The organism is Saccharospirillum alexandrii (assembly GCF_043641555.1).
Taxonomy (GTDB): domain Bacteria; phylum Pseudomonadota; class Gammaproteobacteria; order Pseudomonadales; family Natronospirillaceae; genus Saccharospirillum; species Saccharospirillum alexandrii_A.
The window spans coordinates 222,694-238,182 of the sequence record NZ_JBHZRJ010000005.1 but is presented as its reverse complement, the minus strand read 5'-3'; the positions used below and the strand labels follow the sequence as shown (position 1 = coordinate 238,182).

15 protein-coding genes are annotated in these 15,489 nt (G+C 58.1%); all 15 read left to right on the top strand.

The genetic code is table 11. The features are described 5' to 3' along the window. Window positions 1–2 precede the first annotated feature (2 nt). The 15 genes from ACHUE7_RS18100 to atpG all read left to right on the top strand — a co-directional run bounded on the left by ACHUE7_RS18100 (window position 3) and on the right by atpG (window position 15,473). Window positions 3–1,277, top strand: a complete 1,275-nt coding sequence (locus tag ACHUE7_RS18100) for a D-amino acid dehydrogenase (RefSeq protein WP_394171287.1) — start codon at window positions 3–5, stop codon at window positions 1,275–1,277. 91 nt (window positions 1,278–1,368) lie between these two features. Then, window positions 1,369–2,739 carry a glutamine synthetase family protein gene (locus ACHUE7_RS18095; RefSeq protein ID WP_394171286.1) on the top strand — a complete coding sequence of 457 codons (1,371 nt, stop codon included), beginning with the start codon at window positions 1,369–1,371 and terminating at the stop codon, window positions 2,737–2,739. A gap of 21 nt (window positions 2,740–2,760) precedes the next feature. Continuing rightward, window positions 2,761–4,164: an aldehyde dehydrogenase family protein gene (locus ACHUE7_RS18090; RefSeq protein ID WP_394171285.1), complete on the top strand. Its 1,404-nt coding sequence runs from the start codon at window positions 2,761–2,763 to the stop codon at window positions 4,162–4,164. Between the two features lie 3 nt (window positions 4,165–4,167). Then, window positions 4,168–5,340: an iron-containing alcohol dehydrogenase gene (locus ACHUE7_RS18085; RefSeq protein WP_394171284.1), complete on the top strand. Its 1,173-nt coding sequence runs from the start codon at window positions 4,168–4,170 to the stop codon at window positions 5,338–5,340. A gap of 423 nt (window positions 5,341–5,763) precedes the next feature. Beyond that, complete coding sequence (mnmG, locus tag ACHUE7_RS18080; RefSeq protein ID WP_394171283.1) at window positions 5,764–7,668, top strand: tRNA uridine-5-carboxymethylaminomethyl(34) synthesis enzyme MnmG; 1,905 nt, start codon at window positions 5,764–5,766, stop codon at window positions 7,666–7,668. Then, a complete protein-coding gene (gene rsmG / locus ACHUE7_RS18075; protein ID WP_394171282.1) occupies window positions 7,665–8,312 on the top strand; it encodes a 16S rRNA (guanine(527)-N(7))-methyltransferase RsmG in 648 nt (215 codons plus the stop codon). The genes mnmG and rsmG overlap by 4 nt, the downstream gene beginning before the upstream one ends. Window positions 8,313–8,322: 10 nt before the next feature. Next, window positions 8,323–9,129 carry a ParA family protein gene (locus ACHUE7_RS18070; protein WP_394171281.1) on the top strand — a complete coding sequence of 269 codons (807 nt, stop codon included), beginning with the start codon at window positions 8,323–8,325 and terminating at the stop codon, window positions 9,127–9,129. After that, on the top strand, window positions 9,130–10,014 hold the full coding sequence (locus ACHUE7_RS18065; protein WP_127558455.1) for a ParB/RepB/Spo0J family partition protein: 885 nt from the start codon (window positions 9,130–9,132) through the stop codon (window positions 10,012–10,014). It abuts the gene before it with no gap. 339 nt (window positions 10,015–10,353) lie between these two features. Next, entirely contained in the window at window positions 10,354–10,686 is a 333-nt protein-coding gene (locus tag ACHUE7_RS18060; protein WP_394171280.1) for a hypothetical protein, read from the top strand. Between the two features lie 37 nt (window positions 10,687–10,723). Next, complete coding sequence (gene atpB / locus ACHUE7_RS18055) at window positions 10,724–11,608, top strand: F0F1 ATP synthase subunit A (protein WP_394171279.1); 885 nt, start codon at window positions 10,724–10,726, stop codon at window positions 11,606–11,608. Between the two features lie 99 nt (window positions 11,609–11,707). Further along, window positions 11,708–11,935 carry a F0F1 ATP synthase subunit C gene (atpE, locus tag ACHUE7_RS18050; protein WP_028671026.1) on the top strand — a complete coding sequence of 76 codons (228 nt, stop codon included), beginning with the start codon at window positions 11,708–11,710 and terminating at the stop codon, window positions 11,933–11,935. Window positions 11,936–11,987: 52 nt separating this feature from the next. After that, window positions 11,988–12,458, top strand: a complete 471-nt coding sequence (locus ACHUE7_RS18045) for a F0F1 ATP synthase subunit B (RefSeq protein WP_028671025.1) — start codon at window positions 11,988–11,990, stop codon at window positions 12,456–12,458. 9 nt (window positions 12,459–12,467) lie between these two features. Then, the gene (locus ACHUE7_RS18040; RefSeq protein ID WP_394171278.1) at window positions 12,468–13,004 is read left to right on the top strand and encodes a F0F1 ATP synthase subunit delta; all 537 of its coding nucleotides are present in this window, start codon (window positions 12,468–12,470) and stop codon (window positions 13,002–13,004) included. A gap of 13 nt (window positions 13,005–13,017) precedes the next feature. Continuing rightward, window positions 13,018–14,562 carry a F0F1 ATP synthase subunit alpha gene (gene atpA, locus ACHUE7_RS18035; protein ID WP_394171277.1) on the top strand — a complete coding sequence of 515 codons (1,545 nt, stop codon included), beginning with the start codon at window positions 13,018–13,020 and terminating at the stop codon, window positions 14,560–14,562. A 44-nt stretch (window positions 14,563–14,606) separates the two neighbouring features. After that, window positions 14,607–15,473 (top strand): F0F1 ATP synthase subunit gamma, encoded by an 867-nt coding sequence (gene atpG, locus ACHUE7_RS18030; protein ID WP_394171276.1) that lies wholly within the window; start codon window positions 14,607–14,609, stop codon window positions 15,471–15,473. Window positions 15,474–15,489 lie beyond the last annotated feature (16 nt).

The following is a 15,489-nucleotide window of genomic DNA, read 5'->3' as shown; positions in this document are numbered from 1 at the left end:
GCATGCATATCGCGGTTATTGGAGCCGGTGTGGTCGGTGTGACCACCGCCTGGGCATTGCGCCAGCGTGGCCACACCGTCAGCGTGATTGACCCCCAGTCATCAGCGGGTATGGAAACCAGCAAAGCGAACGCAGGCCAGCGCAGCTATGGCTACGTCTACCCCTGGGCTTCACCGGCGATGATTGGCAAGGCATTGCCCTGGCTGCTATCGGCCGATGGCCCGCTAAAAATGAAACAGCCGCCGTCTCTGTCAACGCTGCGCTTTCTTTGGGATACCTGGCGCTATGCGCGCCAGCCGGGACTATTCGAGGCGAACAAAGTTGCGATGCTAAAGTTGGCGGCCTTTAGCCGCGAGTGTTTCATCGACATTGAACAGAAACACCCTTTCGATTTTTCCGGTGGACACCGCGGGCTGATGGAGCTGGCCAGCAATGCGAAAAATCACCAGGGCTTGCGCGACAATGCAGCGCTGTTGCAACGCCTGGGCATAGAACACCAGATGCTTGAGCCAGACGACGTGTATTCATTTGAACCTGGCCTGGCCCGCAACCCGCCGATTCTGGGGGCTTTGCGCCTGAAAGACGACGGCACCGGTGACTGTCACCAGTTTACCCGGGCATTGGCTGACGTTTGTGCCGGACAGGGTGTTAACTTCCATTACGGCCAGTCGGTTGCCGAGGTCATTACCGAGGCCGGTAAACCCGTCGCCCTGGTACTGACCCGGGCCAATGAACCGGGCGCCGCCGAGCAGCTCGAAGCCGATGCTTTTGTGCTCTGTGCCGGTGCGGCGTCGTCGGAGGTTGCCCGGGAATTTGGCCTGAAGTTGTCTCTGTACCCGGTCAAGGGTTACTCGCTCACGGCGGCGCTGACCAACCCCGACAAGGCACCGCAATCGACGGTGATCGACGACGAATTCAAAGTGGTGGCGACCCGTCTGAACGATCGGCTGCGGGTAACCGGTTTTGTTGAACTGGCTGACTTTAACCGCAACATACCACCTCGTCGGCTCGACACCCTGAAACGCGCCACCGCCATGCGCTTCCCAGGGGCTGCTGATCTGGAGACCGCCGAAGCCTGGACCGGGTTCCGGCCGATGACACCGGACGGTCCGCCAGCCATCGGCAAGGGCCCGACCGACAACCTCTTTATTAATACCGCGCATGGCACCTTCGGCTGGACACTGTCGGCCGGGAGTGCACAGATAGTGGGCCAACTGGTCGACGGGGAACCGGCAGCGGTCGACCTTGGTGCGTTTCGGCCCGACCGGTTTGGCTGAATAGCGACTTCCTGATTTTTTTTAAGCCAAACCGATGACTCTTTCAGGCGGGAGAGGTATATCTATAGGCCAGTTCAAAAGGAGTGTTGAGATGCAGCCCAGAGACGTAAAAACCAAAGCAGACGCCAAAGCCATTATTGAAGAGCGCAATGCCAGCCAGATAAAAGTCGGGGTGTTCGACATCGACGGGGTACTGCGCGGCAAGTACATGAGCCGCAGTAAATTCCTGTCGGCACTGGACGGCGGCTTCGGCTTTTGTGATGTGGTGCTGGGCTGGGACAGTAACGACCAACTCTACGACAACGTCGACTACACCGGCTGGCACACCGCCTACCCGGATGCCTGGGTCAACATTGTACCGGACAGCTGTCGGGAGATTCCGTCGGAAGGCAACACCCTGTTCTTCCTCTGTGAATTCACCGGCCCGGCCGAAACCATTTGCCCGCGCGGTCTGCTGCGTCGTGTACTGGAGCGTGCCGATGGCCTTGGGTTCAACGCACTCGCCGCCTGCGAATTCGAATTCTTCCTGTTTGAAGAAACCCCCAAGTCGGTGCGCGACAAACACTACCAGCAGATGACCAGCATCACGCCCGGCTTTTTTGGCTACTCGGTATTGCGCAGCTCGGTGATGGCCGAGTTCTACAACGACTTCATGCATTACTGCAACGCCATGGACATGCCGATGGAAGGCTTTCACACCGAAACCGGCCCCGGTGTGCTGGAAGCGGCCCTGGCGGTTGATTCCGCCCTGAACGCCGCCGACAAAGCCGCGCTGTTTAAAACCTTCACCAAAGTCTACGCCCAGCGCAACGGCATGATGGCCACCTTCATGGCCAAATGGTCGGCCGACTATCCGGGCCAGAGCGGCCACATGCACGTATCGCTGCACAAAAAAGATGGCACCTCGGCGTTTTACGATGAAGCCGGCGGCGAACACAAGATGTCTGAGACCATGCGCCATTTCATCGGCGGGCAACAGGCGCTGATGCCGGAATTTCTGGCGATGATCGCCTGCACCGTCAACAGCTACACCCGGTTAATTCCCGGCGCCTGGGCACCGACGGCGGCCAGCTGGGGCATTGAAAATCGCACCTGTGCCTTGCGCGCCATTCCAGGGTCGCCCAAGTCACAACGTGTCGAATACCGAATTTCAGCGGCTGATATCAACCCGTACATTGCGCTGGCCGCTGCATTAGCCTCGGGTTTGTGGGGCATAGAAAACAAGATGGAACCAGACGCGCCGATTGCAGGCACTGCCTACGACGTCGAGTTTTCGCCCGAACGAACATTGCCCGCGACCCTGATAGACGCTGCCGGTCGATTGCGTGCTTCCAAGGCAGCGCGCGAACTCTTTGGCGACGCCTTTGTTGATCACTACGCTGCAACACGCGAATGGGAAGAACGGGAATTCCGAAAGGCGATTACCGATTGGGAATTGCAGCGCTACTTTGAAATCATCTAGACGATTAACAGGAAGCCAAGAATGACTGAGATGGCAAAAATCATCAGCCCGGTAAACGCCGACCAGTACGCCGAGCGGCCTTATCTGAGTGAGGCTGAGGCCCGTGAGGCGGTAAAACAAGCGTCGGCCGCCCAGAAAAAATGGCAAGCCATGCCGCTGGCACAACGAGTGGAAATATTGGAGCGGGCGGTTGAACTGCTTGATGAGCAGCGCGACGAGTTAGCGGAAGAGCTGGCCTGGCAAATGGGCCGTCCTGTTAGTCAGGGCGGCGGTGAAGTGAATGGCTTCAGCGAACGCGCCCGTTACATGCTGGCGATTGCGCCGCGCGCACTGGCCGACTTGGAAATGCCGGATAAACCCGGTTTTAAACGATATATCCGGCGCGATCCTGTTGGCGTAGTGCTGACCATAGCGCCTTGGAATTTCCCCTATATGACGGCGGTTAATACGGTCTGGCCAGCGCTTGCAGCAGGCAATGCGGTGTTGCTTAAACATGCGCAACAAACCTTGCTGTGTGCCGAACGGTTGCAGCGGGTTCTGGAACAAGCTGGGCTGCCTAAGGGGGTGTTTCAGGCCGTGACATTAAGTCACGACACCACGGCGGCTATTTTGAAAGAACCGACCATTCGCTTCGTCAGTTTTACCGGCTCGGTGCGCGGCGGTCAGAGCATTCAGCAGGCCATCGCCGACAGCGGCCAATTTGCCGGTACGGCGCTGGAGTTGGGCGGGAAAGACCCGGCCTATGTGCGCGCCGATGTCGATATCGCAGACGCGGCGGTCAACCTGGCCGATGGTGCTTTCTTTAACAGCGGCCAGAGTTGTTGCTCTGTGGAACGCATCTATGTACATCAGGATGTGTATCAACCCTTCATCGATGCGCTGGTCGCTGAAACCCGCAAGCTGGTGCTGGGTGATCCGCTGAAACAATCGACTACTCTGGGCCCTCTGGTCAAAGCCTCGGCGGCCGACTTTGTGCGCGGCCAAATTGCCGATGCCGTCAAATCCGGTGCCAAAGCACTGATTCAGCCCGGAGAATTCCCTGACGATAAACCGGGAACAGCTTACCTGGCGCCGCAAATCCTGACCGGGGTTGATCACAGCATGCGCGTAATGACCGAAGAAAGTTTCGGCCCCGTGGTCGGCATCATGCCGGTAGCATCGGATGAAGAAGCCATTCAACTGATGAACGACAGCGAATTTGGTCTAACCGCCTCGATCTGGACGCGGGATCTTGAAGCAGCGGAGCGCCTCGGTCGCGAGATACAGACCGGCACCGTGTTTATGAACCGCTGCGACGTACTCGACCCGGCCCTGGCCTGGACCGGAGTCAAGCACACCGGCCGGGGTGCGTCGCTGTCCGAAATCGGTTACGACGCCCTGACCCAACCCAAGAGCTTTCACTTACGACTGCCCAGCGGAGGCTGACCCATGACTACGGAAACATCGTTAATCGCAAACTGGGGCATGCCCAACCGCATCCTGGTCGGCCCGGACCGTTTGAAAGAATTGCCGGCGCTGTGCCAGGAACTGGGCTTCAAGGCACCGTTGCTGGTGACCGACCGTGGCCTGGCAGGGTTGCCCATGGTGACGGAAACACTGGCTGCCCTGACCAGCGTCGGCCTCGGCGCGGCATTCTTTGCCGACGTGGAAGGCAACCCGACCGGCCCCATGGTCGAAGCGGGCGTAACGGCTTATCGCCAGGGCGGGCACGACAGCGTTGTCGCCCTCGGCGGCGGCAGTGGCCTCGATGTGGGTAAAGCCATTGCCTTTATGTCGGGTCAGACCCGGCCGATCTGGGATTTCGAAGACATCGGCGATTACTGGACCCGCGCCGACGCCAAGGGCATCGCCCCGGTTATCGCCATTCCGACGACGGCCGGCACCGGCTCGGAAGTAGGGCGGGCCTCGGTCATCGCCAACGAAGCCGAACACCGCAAAATCATCGTGTTTCACCCGAAAATGCTGCCAGTAGCCGTCATTCTGGACCCGAAAGTCACAACGGCGCTGCCGCCACACATCACTGCCGCAACCGGGCTGGACGCCTTCATCCACAGCTTTGAGGCTTACTGCGCTCCCGGTTTTCACCCGATCTGCGAAGGTATTGCTCTGGAAGGCATGCGCCTGGTGGCGGCGTCGCTGCCGGTTGCCTACAAAGATGGCAACAACCTGGAAGCGCGCACCAAAATGCTCACTGCGGCCAGCATGGGCGCCATCGCCTTTCAAAAAGGGCTGGGCGGCGTACACGCCATTTCCCACGCCGTCGGCGCGATGTACAACACCCACCATGGCCTCACCAACGCCGTGGTACTGCCCTACATCATGGTGCACAACCGCGCCAGCATTGAGCACCGTATGGTGCCGGTGGCTCAGGCCGTGGGCCTTGAAGACACCTCGTTTGATGCCCTGCTGCAATGGGTACTGGACTTCCGCCGTGAGCTGGGTATTCCCCACACCCTGGCCGAGATCGGCGTACCGGACGATCAGGCAGACGAAGTCGGCCGCCTGGCCGCCGTCGATCCCTCAGCCGGTGGCAATCCGCAACCGCTGAGTGACGCCGTATTAACCAAGGTATTCCGCAATGCCGTCCACGGCCGACTGTGAGCTAGCAAAATAAGAGTCGGAATTGCTGAAAAGGCGAGCGACGGGTGCCGGGTGTGCTTCTGCGGGGGAGTCTGAAGCATGGATGCTTCAGTCTAGGCCCCATGGACGGGTTCACGCCGACCCCGCAGAAGCACACCCGGTGCCCGGCGCGTACCCTAGGCACGAGCCAGCCCCAGCAGAAGCATACCCGGCATCCGGTGCGGACCCCAGGCACGAGCCGACCCCGCTGAGGTCGCACCGGTGGCCGCCGCGAACCAACGCCACCCAAGTATACCCAATCTGCGGCCCGGTAACGGGCCGGGTCTGTCTTTCGAAAGGGGGTGCCAAACGCCCCTGTTAATCCGTATAATCTGCGCCCCATTTTCCGGGATTTGGTGAAAAATTGATCACCAGCGCCCGGCTCAGTTCAACCCGAGGTGTTCAGTGCAATTTCCCAAGCGTTACGATGTCATAGTGATCGGTGGCGGTCATGCCGGAACCGAGGCGGCGCTCGCGTCTGCCCGTACCGGTGCCCAGACGTTGCTGCTGACCCACAACGCCGATACCGTCGGAGTCATGTCCTGCAACCCCGCCATTGGTGGCATTGGCAAGAGTCATCTGGTCAAGGAAATCGACGCCCTCGGCGGCGCCATGGCGCGCGCCACCGACCGCGCCGGTATCCAGTTCCGGGTATTGAACAGCCGTAAAGGCCCGGCCGTACGCGCCACCCGCGCCCAGGCCGACCGCCAGTTGTACCGGGCCGCGATTCGGGAAATCGTGGAATTGCAGCCGAATCTGGAGTTGTTTCAACAGTCGGCTGACGATTTGCTACTGGAAAACGACGTGGTGACCGGCGTAGTGACTCAAACCGGTATTCATATCATGGCTACCACCGTCGTGCTGACTGCCGGCACCTTCCTGGGCGGCAAAATTCACGTCGGTATGCAGAACTACTCCGGTGGCCGCATGGGCGACGCGCCCAGCAATGCGCTGTCGCAGCGTCTGCGTGAACTGCCGTTCCGGGTGGGTCGCCTGAAAACCGGTACCCCGGCACGCATCGACGGCCGCAGCCTCGATTACAGCCAATTGACCGAACAGCCGGGCGACACGCCGCTGCCGGTGATGTCTTACATGGGCCGGGTCGAAGAGCACCCGCGCCAGGTCGCCTGCTGGATTGCGCATACCACCGAGCGCACGCACGACATCATCCGCGACAATCTGCATCAGTCGCCCATGTACGCCGGTGAAATTGAAGGCATTGGCCCGCGCTACTGCCCGTCGATTGAAGACAAGGTCACCCGCTTTGCCGACAAGACTAGCCATCAGGTGTTTGTCGAGCCCGAAGGGCTGACCACCTATGAAATGTACCCGAACGGCATCTCCACCAGCCTGCCGTTCGATGTGCAGATCGACTTTATTCAAAGCATCAAGGGCTTCGAAAACGCCCACATTACCCGGCCGGGTTATGCCATCGAATACGACTATTTCGACCCGCGTGACCTGAAGCACAGTCTGGAAACCAAATTCATCGGCAACCTCTTCTTCGCCGGCCAGATCAACGGCACCACCGGCTACGAAGAAGCCGCCGCTCAGGGCCTGCTGGCCGGGGTCAACGCTGCCCGTCGCGCCGCCGGTGAAGACGCCTGGACGCCGCGCCGCGATGAAGCCTATTTGGGCGTGCTGGTCGACGACCTGATCACCATGGGCACTCTGGAACCGTACCGGATGTTCACCAGTCGCGCCGAATATCGCTTGCTACTGCGTGAAGATAATGCCGATGCGCGTTTGACCGAAACCGGCCGGTCACTGGGCCTGGTCGATGACGCGCGCTGGGCCGCCTTCAGCACCAAGCAGGAAGCGATTGCCCGCGAAACCCAGCGCCTGAACAGCACCTGGGTACAGCCGAAATCGGCCGAGGCGCAGGCATTGCACGACAAGCTGGCACAGCCACTGTCACGCGAAACCACCCTGCGCGACTTGCTGAAACGGCCGCAACTGACCTATGCCGACATCGCCGAACTGGTGCCGACTGAATCGCTCGACCCGGCGGTCAGCGAACAGGTCGAGATCAGCGCCAAATACGAGGGCTATATTCAGCGTCAGCAGGATGACATCGACACCCTGCGCCGCCACGAGAGCATGAAGCTGCCCGCCGAGCTGGATTTCGACGCCATCGGTGGTCTGTCGAATGAAGTGAAGCAGAAACTGAAGCAGACCCGGCCGGAAACCCTGGCGCAGGCCTCACGCATTTCCGGCGTCACGCCGGCGGCAGTCTCGATGTTGCTGATTCATCTGAAGAAGCAGTCCGCGGCCAGCAAGGCGGCTCAGGTCGAGCAGCACAGCGCATGAGTGAGCGCTATGCATCGCTGTTAAGCGACGGACTGGCTGAACTGGGCATTGAACTTGACCCGGCGGTTCAACAACGACTGCTGGCTTACCATGCGCTGCTGGCCAAGTGGAACAAGGCCTACAATCTGACCTCGGTGCGCAAACCCGAGGAAATGATTACCCGGCACCTGCTCGACAGCCTGTCGATTCTGCCGTTCGTCGGCCCGGGTGATTTACTGGATGTCGGCACCGGTCCGGGCCTGCCAGGCATGATTCTGGCGCTGGTCGATCCCGACAAGCCGGTCACGCTGCTAGACAGCAACGGCAAGAAGACCCGGTTTCTGACTCAGGTCAAACTGGAACTGGGCGTCGGCAACGTAACCGTGGTGCACAGCCGCCTCGAAGCCTGGCAGCCGGAGCGTACCTTCTCACAAATATCGTCACGTGCCTTTGCCACCCTGGCCGATATGGTGGCAAAATCCCGGCATCTGCTGGCACCGGGTGGCCACTTTCTGGCCATGAAAGGACTGTACCCGACCGACGAAATCGCCGCTCTGCCGGGCGATATCCAGGTCGATCGGGTCACACCGCTTACCGTTCCGGGCAGCGCTTTACTCAGTGCGGACGCGCGACATCTGGTACAGTTGTCGGCCCGAACGACATAAGGATTCGGCTTTGACACATATTTTTGCCATTACCAACCAGAAAGGCGGGGTCGGCAAGACCACCACCGCCACCAATCTGCCCGCCTCTCTGGTGGCGATGAAGCGCAAGGTGCTGGTCGTGGATCTTGACCCCCAGGGTAATGCCACCATGGGCAGTGGCATCAGCAAGAATGAAATCGACCTCAGCGTTTACGATGTGATCACCGGCAAAGCCGGCTGCGCCGAGGCGATTGTCACCACGCCTGAAGCCGGGTACGACCTGCTGCCCGCCAACGGCGACCTAACCGCTGCTGAAGTGGAACTGATGTCGGTGAAAATGAAAGAGCACCGGCTGCAGTACGCCCTGGCCGAAGTGAAGCACCATTACGACTATATTTTTATCGACTGCCCGCCGTCGCTCAACATGCTGACGGTAAACGCCCTGGCCGCTGCCGAGCAGGTGCTGATTCCGATGCAGTGCGAATATTACGCCCTCGAAGGCCTGGCTGCGCTGATGGACACCATTCAAAGCATTCAGAAAGTGGTGAACCCGAAACTCGAAATCGGCGGCCTGCTGCGCACCATGTACGACCCGCGCAACAGCCTGACCAACGATGTCTCCGATCAGTTAAAAAACCACTTTGGCGACAAACTTTTCAGCTCGGTGATTCCGCGCAATGTGCGGCTGGCGGAAGCGCCCAGCTATGGCACCCCGGTGTTGCAGTACGACCGCTCCTCCAAGGGCGCGCTGGCGTACCTGGCGCTGGCCGGAGAACTGGTTCGCCGGGTTGAAGGCGTCAAACCACCCGATACCGAACATTTGACAGGATCTGTGTAAATGGCAGCTAAGAAACGAGGCTTGGGACGCGGCCTGGACGCTCTGATCACTACCCGACGGGAAGTCGAGGCCATTGCCGATCAGCCAGTCTCCCATGTAAATGACGGCAGTTTGCGCATGTTGCCGGTCGAGTGGATTCATCGGGGCACGTACCAGCCGCGGCGCGACATGTCGGCCGATGCGCTGGAAGAACTGGCCGCATCCATTCGCGCGCAGGGCGTGATGCAACCTATCGTGGTGCGCCCCCAGGGCCCCGAGTCCTTCGAACTCATTGCCGGTGAACGCCGCTGGCGCGCCTCCCAGATGGCCGGGCTGGATCAGATTCCAGCCGTGATCCGCGATGTCTCTGACGAAGACGCCATTGCCATGGCACTGATCGAGAACATTCAGCGTGAAAACCTGAACCCGATGGAAGAGGCGCTGGCGTTGCAGCGCCTGCAGAAGGAATTCGATCTGACGCAGGCCGGCGTAGCCGAAGCCGTTGGCAAGAACCGGGTGACAGTGACCAACCTGCTGCGACTGATCAGTCTGGAAGCCGATGTGCGCCGTATGCTAGAACACGGCGATTTGGAAATGGGCCATGCCCGGGCGTTATTGGGTGTCCAGGGCGAGCAACAAATAGAAGCGGCGCGCCAAGTGGTTGCCAAAGGCATGACGGTGCGACAGACCGAGCAATTGGTACGCAACCTGGTCGAAGGCAAGAAAACCGGACTGGACCGTTCGGAACACAAAGCCGACGCCAACATCCAGAACCTGGAGGAGATGCTGTCACAGCGCCTGGGCGCCACGGTGTCGATCAAGCATGGCGCACGTGGCAAGGGCTCCCTGGTGATCAAATACAACAGCCTGGATGAGCTCGACGGTATCCTGAACCACGTAAAGTAGGGCCTGACAGTGTTCAGTCGAGTCAAATTGCGTTCAAAAACAGCCATTTGACCGAACGTGGCCCAGTCGGAATGAGAGCGCGTTGCGTGTTGATGCGACTAGCCGACTCCAATATACTCTGCCGAGTTTTGCCGAGCCTCCAATGGCCCGGTACCGCTCAAACCCGGATGATAAGCGGGGCAGGCCTTGGGAAAGGCGCCCAAACCGCCCGACCGTTCAGCCCTACGAATACCGCTGAACGGGAAGAATAACAGGGCAAACGACAATAACCGGGACAGAACAGTGGTGTTTCAACAAGCAAGGCCCAAACCGGTTCCCCGGCCCTCGGCCTGGCGGCTGGTGACATTTCAGGCAGTTACCGCCCTGATCCTCGGCCTGGCAGTGGCCGTAGTGATTCCGGATGTCTGGTTTGAAGTGATGTTGGCCGGTGCCCTCTGTGTGGTGGCACAAAGTTATTTTACCTGGCGCAGCCTACGGCACTTCGGCTCGCGCTACACAGCTCTCTTCGTGGTCGCGACGTCCCAGGGGCTGTTTGGCAAATGGATTATTCTGGCAGCAGGATTGATACCGGTGTGGGTAACCCAGCCGGACCTGAATGCCACAACAATGTTGCTGGTAGTGGTCGTACTGAACACCCTGTCAGCAATGTTGGCACCGATTCTGGTTAAGTAACCGCTCTAACGGGCGGCCAATAGGGGTAAAGTGACATATGGCAAGTGAAGCAGGCAGTTATGCCAATGCGGGTGAGTACATCTCGCACCACCTGACCAACCTCACTTATGGGAAGTTGGAAGCGGGTGCAACGATGTGCGATGGCTCGACACTGGAAACCACTCAGTGGGTTCTGGGGGGGTGTTCCGCAGAGTTTAACCAAATGGGGTTCTGGGCGTTTCATGTCGACAGCATGATCTGGTCTATTCTCCTGGGTGCGATCTTTCTGTTTACGTTCTGGCGAGTGGGCAAGAAAGCCACTCAGGGCGTACCTAAAGGCATGCAGAACTTCGTCGAGACCATCGTCGAGTTCATTGACAGCCAGGTGCGGGATACCTTCCACGGCAAGAACCCGTGGATCGCGCCGATCGCGTTAACCGTCTTCGTCTGGGTGTTCCTGTCGAACCTGATGGACATCATTCCGGTCGATTTGATCCCCTACACGCTTGAACTGCTGGGCGTGAAGTATCAGAAGATCGTTCCCTCGACCGACCCGAACATCACCCTGGGCACGGCCGTATTTGTATTCTTCCTGATGATCTACTACTCCTTCAAGGTGAAAGGCTTTGGTTTCATCAAGGAGCTGTCGTTCACACCGTTTAATCACTGGATTTTTGTTCCGTTCAACCTCTTCCTGGAGCTGGTTGGACTGATCGCGAAGCCGTTCTCTCTCGGTCTTCGTCTGTTCGGTAACCTCTACGCAGCGGAAATGATCTTTATTCTGATCGCGCTGATGTTTGGTGCCGGCATCTTCTTCGCTGTGTTTGGTGGCGTACTGCAAATGGCGTGGGCTATTTTCCACATCATGGTCATACCGTTGCAGGCGTTCATCTTTATGGTGTTGACCATCGTGTACCTGAGTCAGGCCCACGAAGACCACTAGTCGGGTCGTCGGGTAAGCTCGATGGCTGCCCCGGATTTTGAAAAAACGTTTTAACTTGAAAGCTCTAAACCTTAACGATAGAAAACTTAGGAGAAAAACATGGAACTGGTATTTGTCGCCGCTGCAATCATGATGGGTTTTGGTGCGATCGGTGCTGCTATTGGCATCGGCTTGCTGGGTGGTAAGTTGCTGGACTCTACAGCGCGTCAGCCTGAACTGGGCCCGATGCTGCAGACCAAATTCTTCATCGTTGCCGGCCTGGTAGACGCGATCCCCATTATCGGTGTTGGTATCGCGATGTACCTGATCTTCGTAGTGGCTGGTTAATCAATCGGTCCTTTGGGTACTCTGATTAAACCAACCAAAACGAGGTGAAGGCGTGAATTTCAACGCAACGTTTATTGGACAAATCGTCGTCTTTGCCATTTTCGTCTGGTTCTGCGCCAAATTTGTATGGCCTCCAATTATGGATGCCATGCAGGCCCGCCAGAAGAAAATTGCCGAAGGGCTCGATTCTGCCGACCGTGCTGCCAAAGATCTTGAACTGGCGCAGCACGATGTGGCGAAAAAGCTGCAGGAAGCCAAGCAGGAAGCCGCTGCCATCCTCGAGCAAGCCAACAAGCGCGCCGCGCAGTTGGTTGATGAAGCGAAAGCTGAAGCTCGTGTGGAAGGTGAGCGCATTGTGGCCGCTGCCCAGTCCGAGGTTGATAAGGAAGTGAACGCCGCGCGGGAAGAACTGCGTAGCCGGATCTCCGAACTGACCCTGGCCGGTGCGGAACGCATTCTGGGCTCCGAAGTCGACGCGAAAAAACACAGCGAGTTGTTGGATAAGCTGGCAGCCGAGCTGTAAGGAGGGATCATGGCAGAATTAAGTACGCTGGCCCGTCCTTACGCCAAAGCCGCGTTCAACGCAGCTCTGGACAGTAAGCACTTGGACGCCTGGTCGACGCAATTGTCGACGCTGGCCGCTATCAGTCAGCATGAGACGGTTGAACGACTCATTGCCAACCCTGAGCTGTCCGCCGCTGACAAAGCCAAAACTTTGCAGCAACTCGCCGGCGATGCCTTGAACGAGGGCGGGTCTAACCTGGTCAGCGTTCTGGCGGAAAATCGTCGTCTTGCACTGCTGGCCGAGATCAGCGAACAGTTCGAAGTGCTGAAAGCGGAGCAGGAAAAAACCGCCGATGTTCTGGTGACCAGTGCATTTTCCTTGAGCGACAGCCAGCAAAAGACGCTGGCCGACAAACTGACCGCCAAATTCAGCCGCCAGGTGCAGTTGACCGTCGAAATCGACGAGTCATTACTGGGCGGTGTGGTGATCAGGTCTGGTGACACGGTCATCGACGGGTCGGTCCGCGGCAAGTTGGCGAAACTCGCTGAAGCAATGAATTCCTAGTGAGGGAAAAAGAATGCAGCAACTGAATCCTTCAGAAATCAGTGACATCATCAAGGAGCGTATCGGCAAACTCGATACCAGCTCCAAGGCCCAGAACGAAGGCACCATCGTCAGCGTATCCGACGGTATCGTGCGTATTCATGGTCTGGCCGATGTCATGTCTGGTGAGATGATTGAGTTCCACAACGGGCTGTTCGGTATGGCCCTGAACCTGGAACAAGACTCTGTTGGTGCGATCGTGTTGGGTGACTACAAGGATCTGGCAGAAGGCCAGACCTGTAAGTGCACCGGTCGCATCCTCGAAGTTCCCATTGGTCCGGAATTGCTCGGTCGCGTCGTCGACGCCCTGGGTAACCCGATCGACGGCAAGGGCCCGGTGAAAACCACCCTGACCGATCCGCTGGAAAAGGTCGCGCCGGGCGTTATTGCCCGTCAGTCGGTCGACCAGCCGGTACAGACCGGTTATAAAGCCGTTGACGCCATGGTGCCTATTGGCCGTGGTCAGCGTGAGCTGATCATTGGTGACCGTCAGACCGGTAAAACCGCGCTGGCCGTCGATGCCATCATGGCTCAGAAGAACTCTGGCATTAAGTGTGTCTACGTGGCTATCGGTCAGAAGCAGTCGACCATCGCCAACGTGGTGCGCAAGCTGGAAGAGCACGGTGCCATGGAATACACCACCATTGTTGCCGCCTCGGCCTCAGAACCTGCTTCCATGCAGTTCCTGGCACCGTACGCCGGTTGCACCATGGGTGAATACTTCCGTGACCGCGGTGAAGACGCTCTGATCATTTACGATGACCTGTCCAAACAGGCCGTTGCATACCGTCAGATCTCTCTGCTGCTGCGTCGTCCGCCGGGCCGTGAAGCCTTCCCGGGTGATGTGTTCTACTTGCACTCCCGTTTGCTGGAACGCGCATCACGCGTGAACGCCGACTACGTTGAACAGTTCACCAAGGGCGAAGTGAAAGGCAAAACCGGTTCTCTGACCGCACTGCCAATCATTGAAACTCAGGGTGGTGACGTTTCTGCGTTCGTACCAACCAACGTGATCTCCATTACCGACGGTCAGATCTTCCTTGAGACCGACCTGTTCAACGCGGGTATTCGCCCTGCAATGAACGCCGGTATTTCGGTATCGCGTGTCGGTGGTTCAGCCCAGACCAAGATCATCAAGAAGCTGGCCGGTGGTATTCGTACTGCTCTGGCTCAGTACCGTGAACTGGCGGCATTCTCCCAGTTCGCGTCGGATCTTGACGAAGCGACCAAGGCTCAGCTGGAGCATGGTCAGCGCGTTACCGAGCTGATGAAGCAAGGCCAGTATGCACCCTTGTCGGTTGCAGAAATGGCTGTCTCAGTTTACGCCGCCAACGAAGGCCACCTGAAAGCTTTGGAAATCAAAGAAGTCGGGCGGTTTGAAGCGGCACTGCACTCCTACATGAACAGCGAACACGCGGATCTGATGAAACAGATCAACGATACCGGCAACTATAACGATGATATTGCCGCTTCGCTGAAGGACGCTTTGGAAAAATTCAAAGCAACGCAGACCTGGTAATTCACCGGCTGTCTTCGGACAGCCGATTGAACTGAGGCATTGCTATGGCAGCCGGAAAAGAGATTCGCACGAAAATATCGGGCATTAAAAACACGCAGAAGATTACTTCCGCGATGGAGATGGTCGCTGCGAGTAAAAAGCGTAAAGCTCAGGACCGGATGGACGCCAGTAAGCCCTATGCTGACAAAATCCGGGCGGTGATCGGGCATTTGGCGAACGCCAACCCCGAATACCGTCATCCTTATCTGATGGAACGCGACGTCAAGCGGGTGGGTTACATTGTAATCTCAACCGATCGCGGACTGTGTGGCGGGTTGAACGCTAACCTGTTCAAACAGGTCGCAAAAGACGTGGCCGACTGGAAGAACAAGGGCGCAACGGTGCAAGTATGTGCCATTGGCAGCAAGGGTACGGGTTACTTCAAGTCACGCGGCTACGACGTTGTCGCGAGCATGACCCAGCTGGGCGACAAGCCCGCTGTGAGTGACCTGATTGGCGGTGTGAAAGTCATGTTGGATGACTTCAACGCCGGCAAGATTGACCGCTTGTTTGTGGTGTTTAATGAATTCATTAACACCATGGTGCAAAAGCCCGGAATTGAGCAGCTGTTGCCATTGAAGGCCGCTGAAGACGAGACGTCGCGCCGACATACCTGGGACTACATTTACGAGCCAAACGCCGAAGCGCTGCTGGATCATCTGCTGGTTCGCTATGTCGAATCGGTGGTGTATCAGGGCGTGGTGGAAAATCTGGCTTGCGAACAGGCTTCGCGCATGATGGCGATGAAGAGCGCCACCGATAATGCCGGGGAACTGATCGACAGTCTCAATATGGAATACAACAAGGCGCGTCAGGCAGCCATTACCCAAGAGATCGCCGAGATCGTGGGTGGCGCCTCAGCGGTTTCATAAAACGGTTTTGAGAGGA

What these genes read in the sequence shown, in the direction of transcription:
- ACHUE7_RS18100 (WP_394171287.1), top strand. Translation starts at nt 3, where the DNA reads ATGCATATCGCGGTTATTGGAGCCGGTGTGGTCGGTGTGACCACCGCC.
- ACHUE7_RS18095 (WP_394171286.1), top strand. Translation starts at nt 1,369, where the DNA reads ATGCAGCCCAGAGACGTAAAAACCAAAGCAGACGCCAAAGCCATTATT.
- ACHUE7_RS18090 (WP_394171285.1), top strand. Translation starts at nt 2,761, where the DNA reads ATGACTGAGATGGCAAAAATCATCAGCCCGGTAAACGCCGACCAGTAC.
- ACHUE7_RS18085 (WP_394171284.1), top strand. Translation starts at nt 4,168, where the DNA reads ATGACTACGGAAACATCGTTAATCGCAAACTGGGGCATGCCCAACCGC.
- rsmG (WP_394171282.1), top strand. Translation starts at nt 7,665, where the DNA reads ATGAGTGAGCGCTATGCATCGCTGTTAAGCGACGGACTGGCTGAACTG.
- ACHUE7_RS18065 (WP_127558455.1), top strand. Translation starts at nt 9,130, where the DNA reads ATGGCAGCTAAGAAACGAGGCTTGGGACGCGGCCTGGACGCTCTGATC.
- atpB (WP_394171279.1), top strand. Translation starts at nt 10,724, where the DNA reads ATGGCAAGTGAAGCAGGCAGTTATGCCAATGCGGGTGAGTACATCTCG.
- atpE (WP_028671026.1), top strand. Translation starts at nt 11,708, where the DNA reads ATGGAACTGGTATTTGTCGCCGCTGCAATCATGATGGGTTTTGGTGCG.
- ACHUE7_RS18040 (WP_394171278.1), top strand. Translation starts at nt 12,468, where the DNA reads ATGGCAGAATTAAGTACGCTGGCCCGTCCTTACGCCAAAGCCGCGTTC.
- atpA (WP_394171277.1), top strand. Translation starts at nt 13,018, where the DNA reads ATGCAGCAACTGAATCCTTCAGAAATCAGTGACATCATCAAGGAGCGT.
- atpG (WP_394171276.1), top strand. Translation starts at nt 14,607, where the DNA reads ATGGCAGCCGGAAAAGAGATTCGCACGAAAATATCGGGCATTAAAAAC.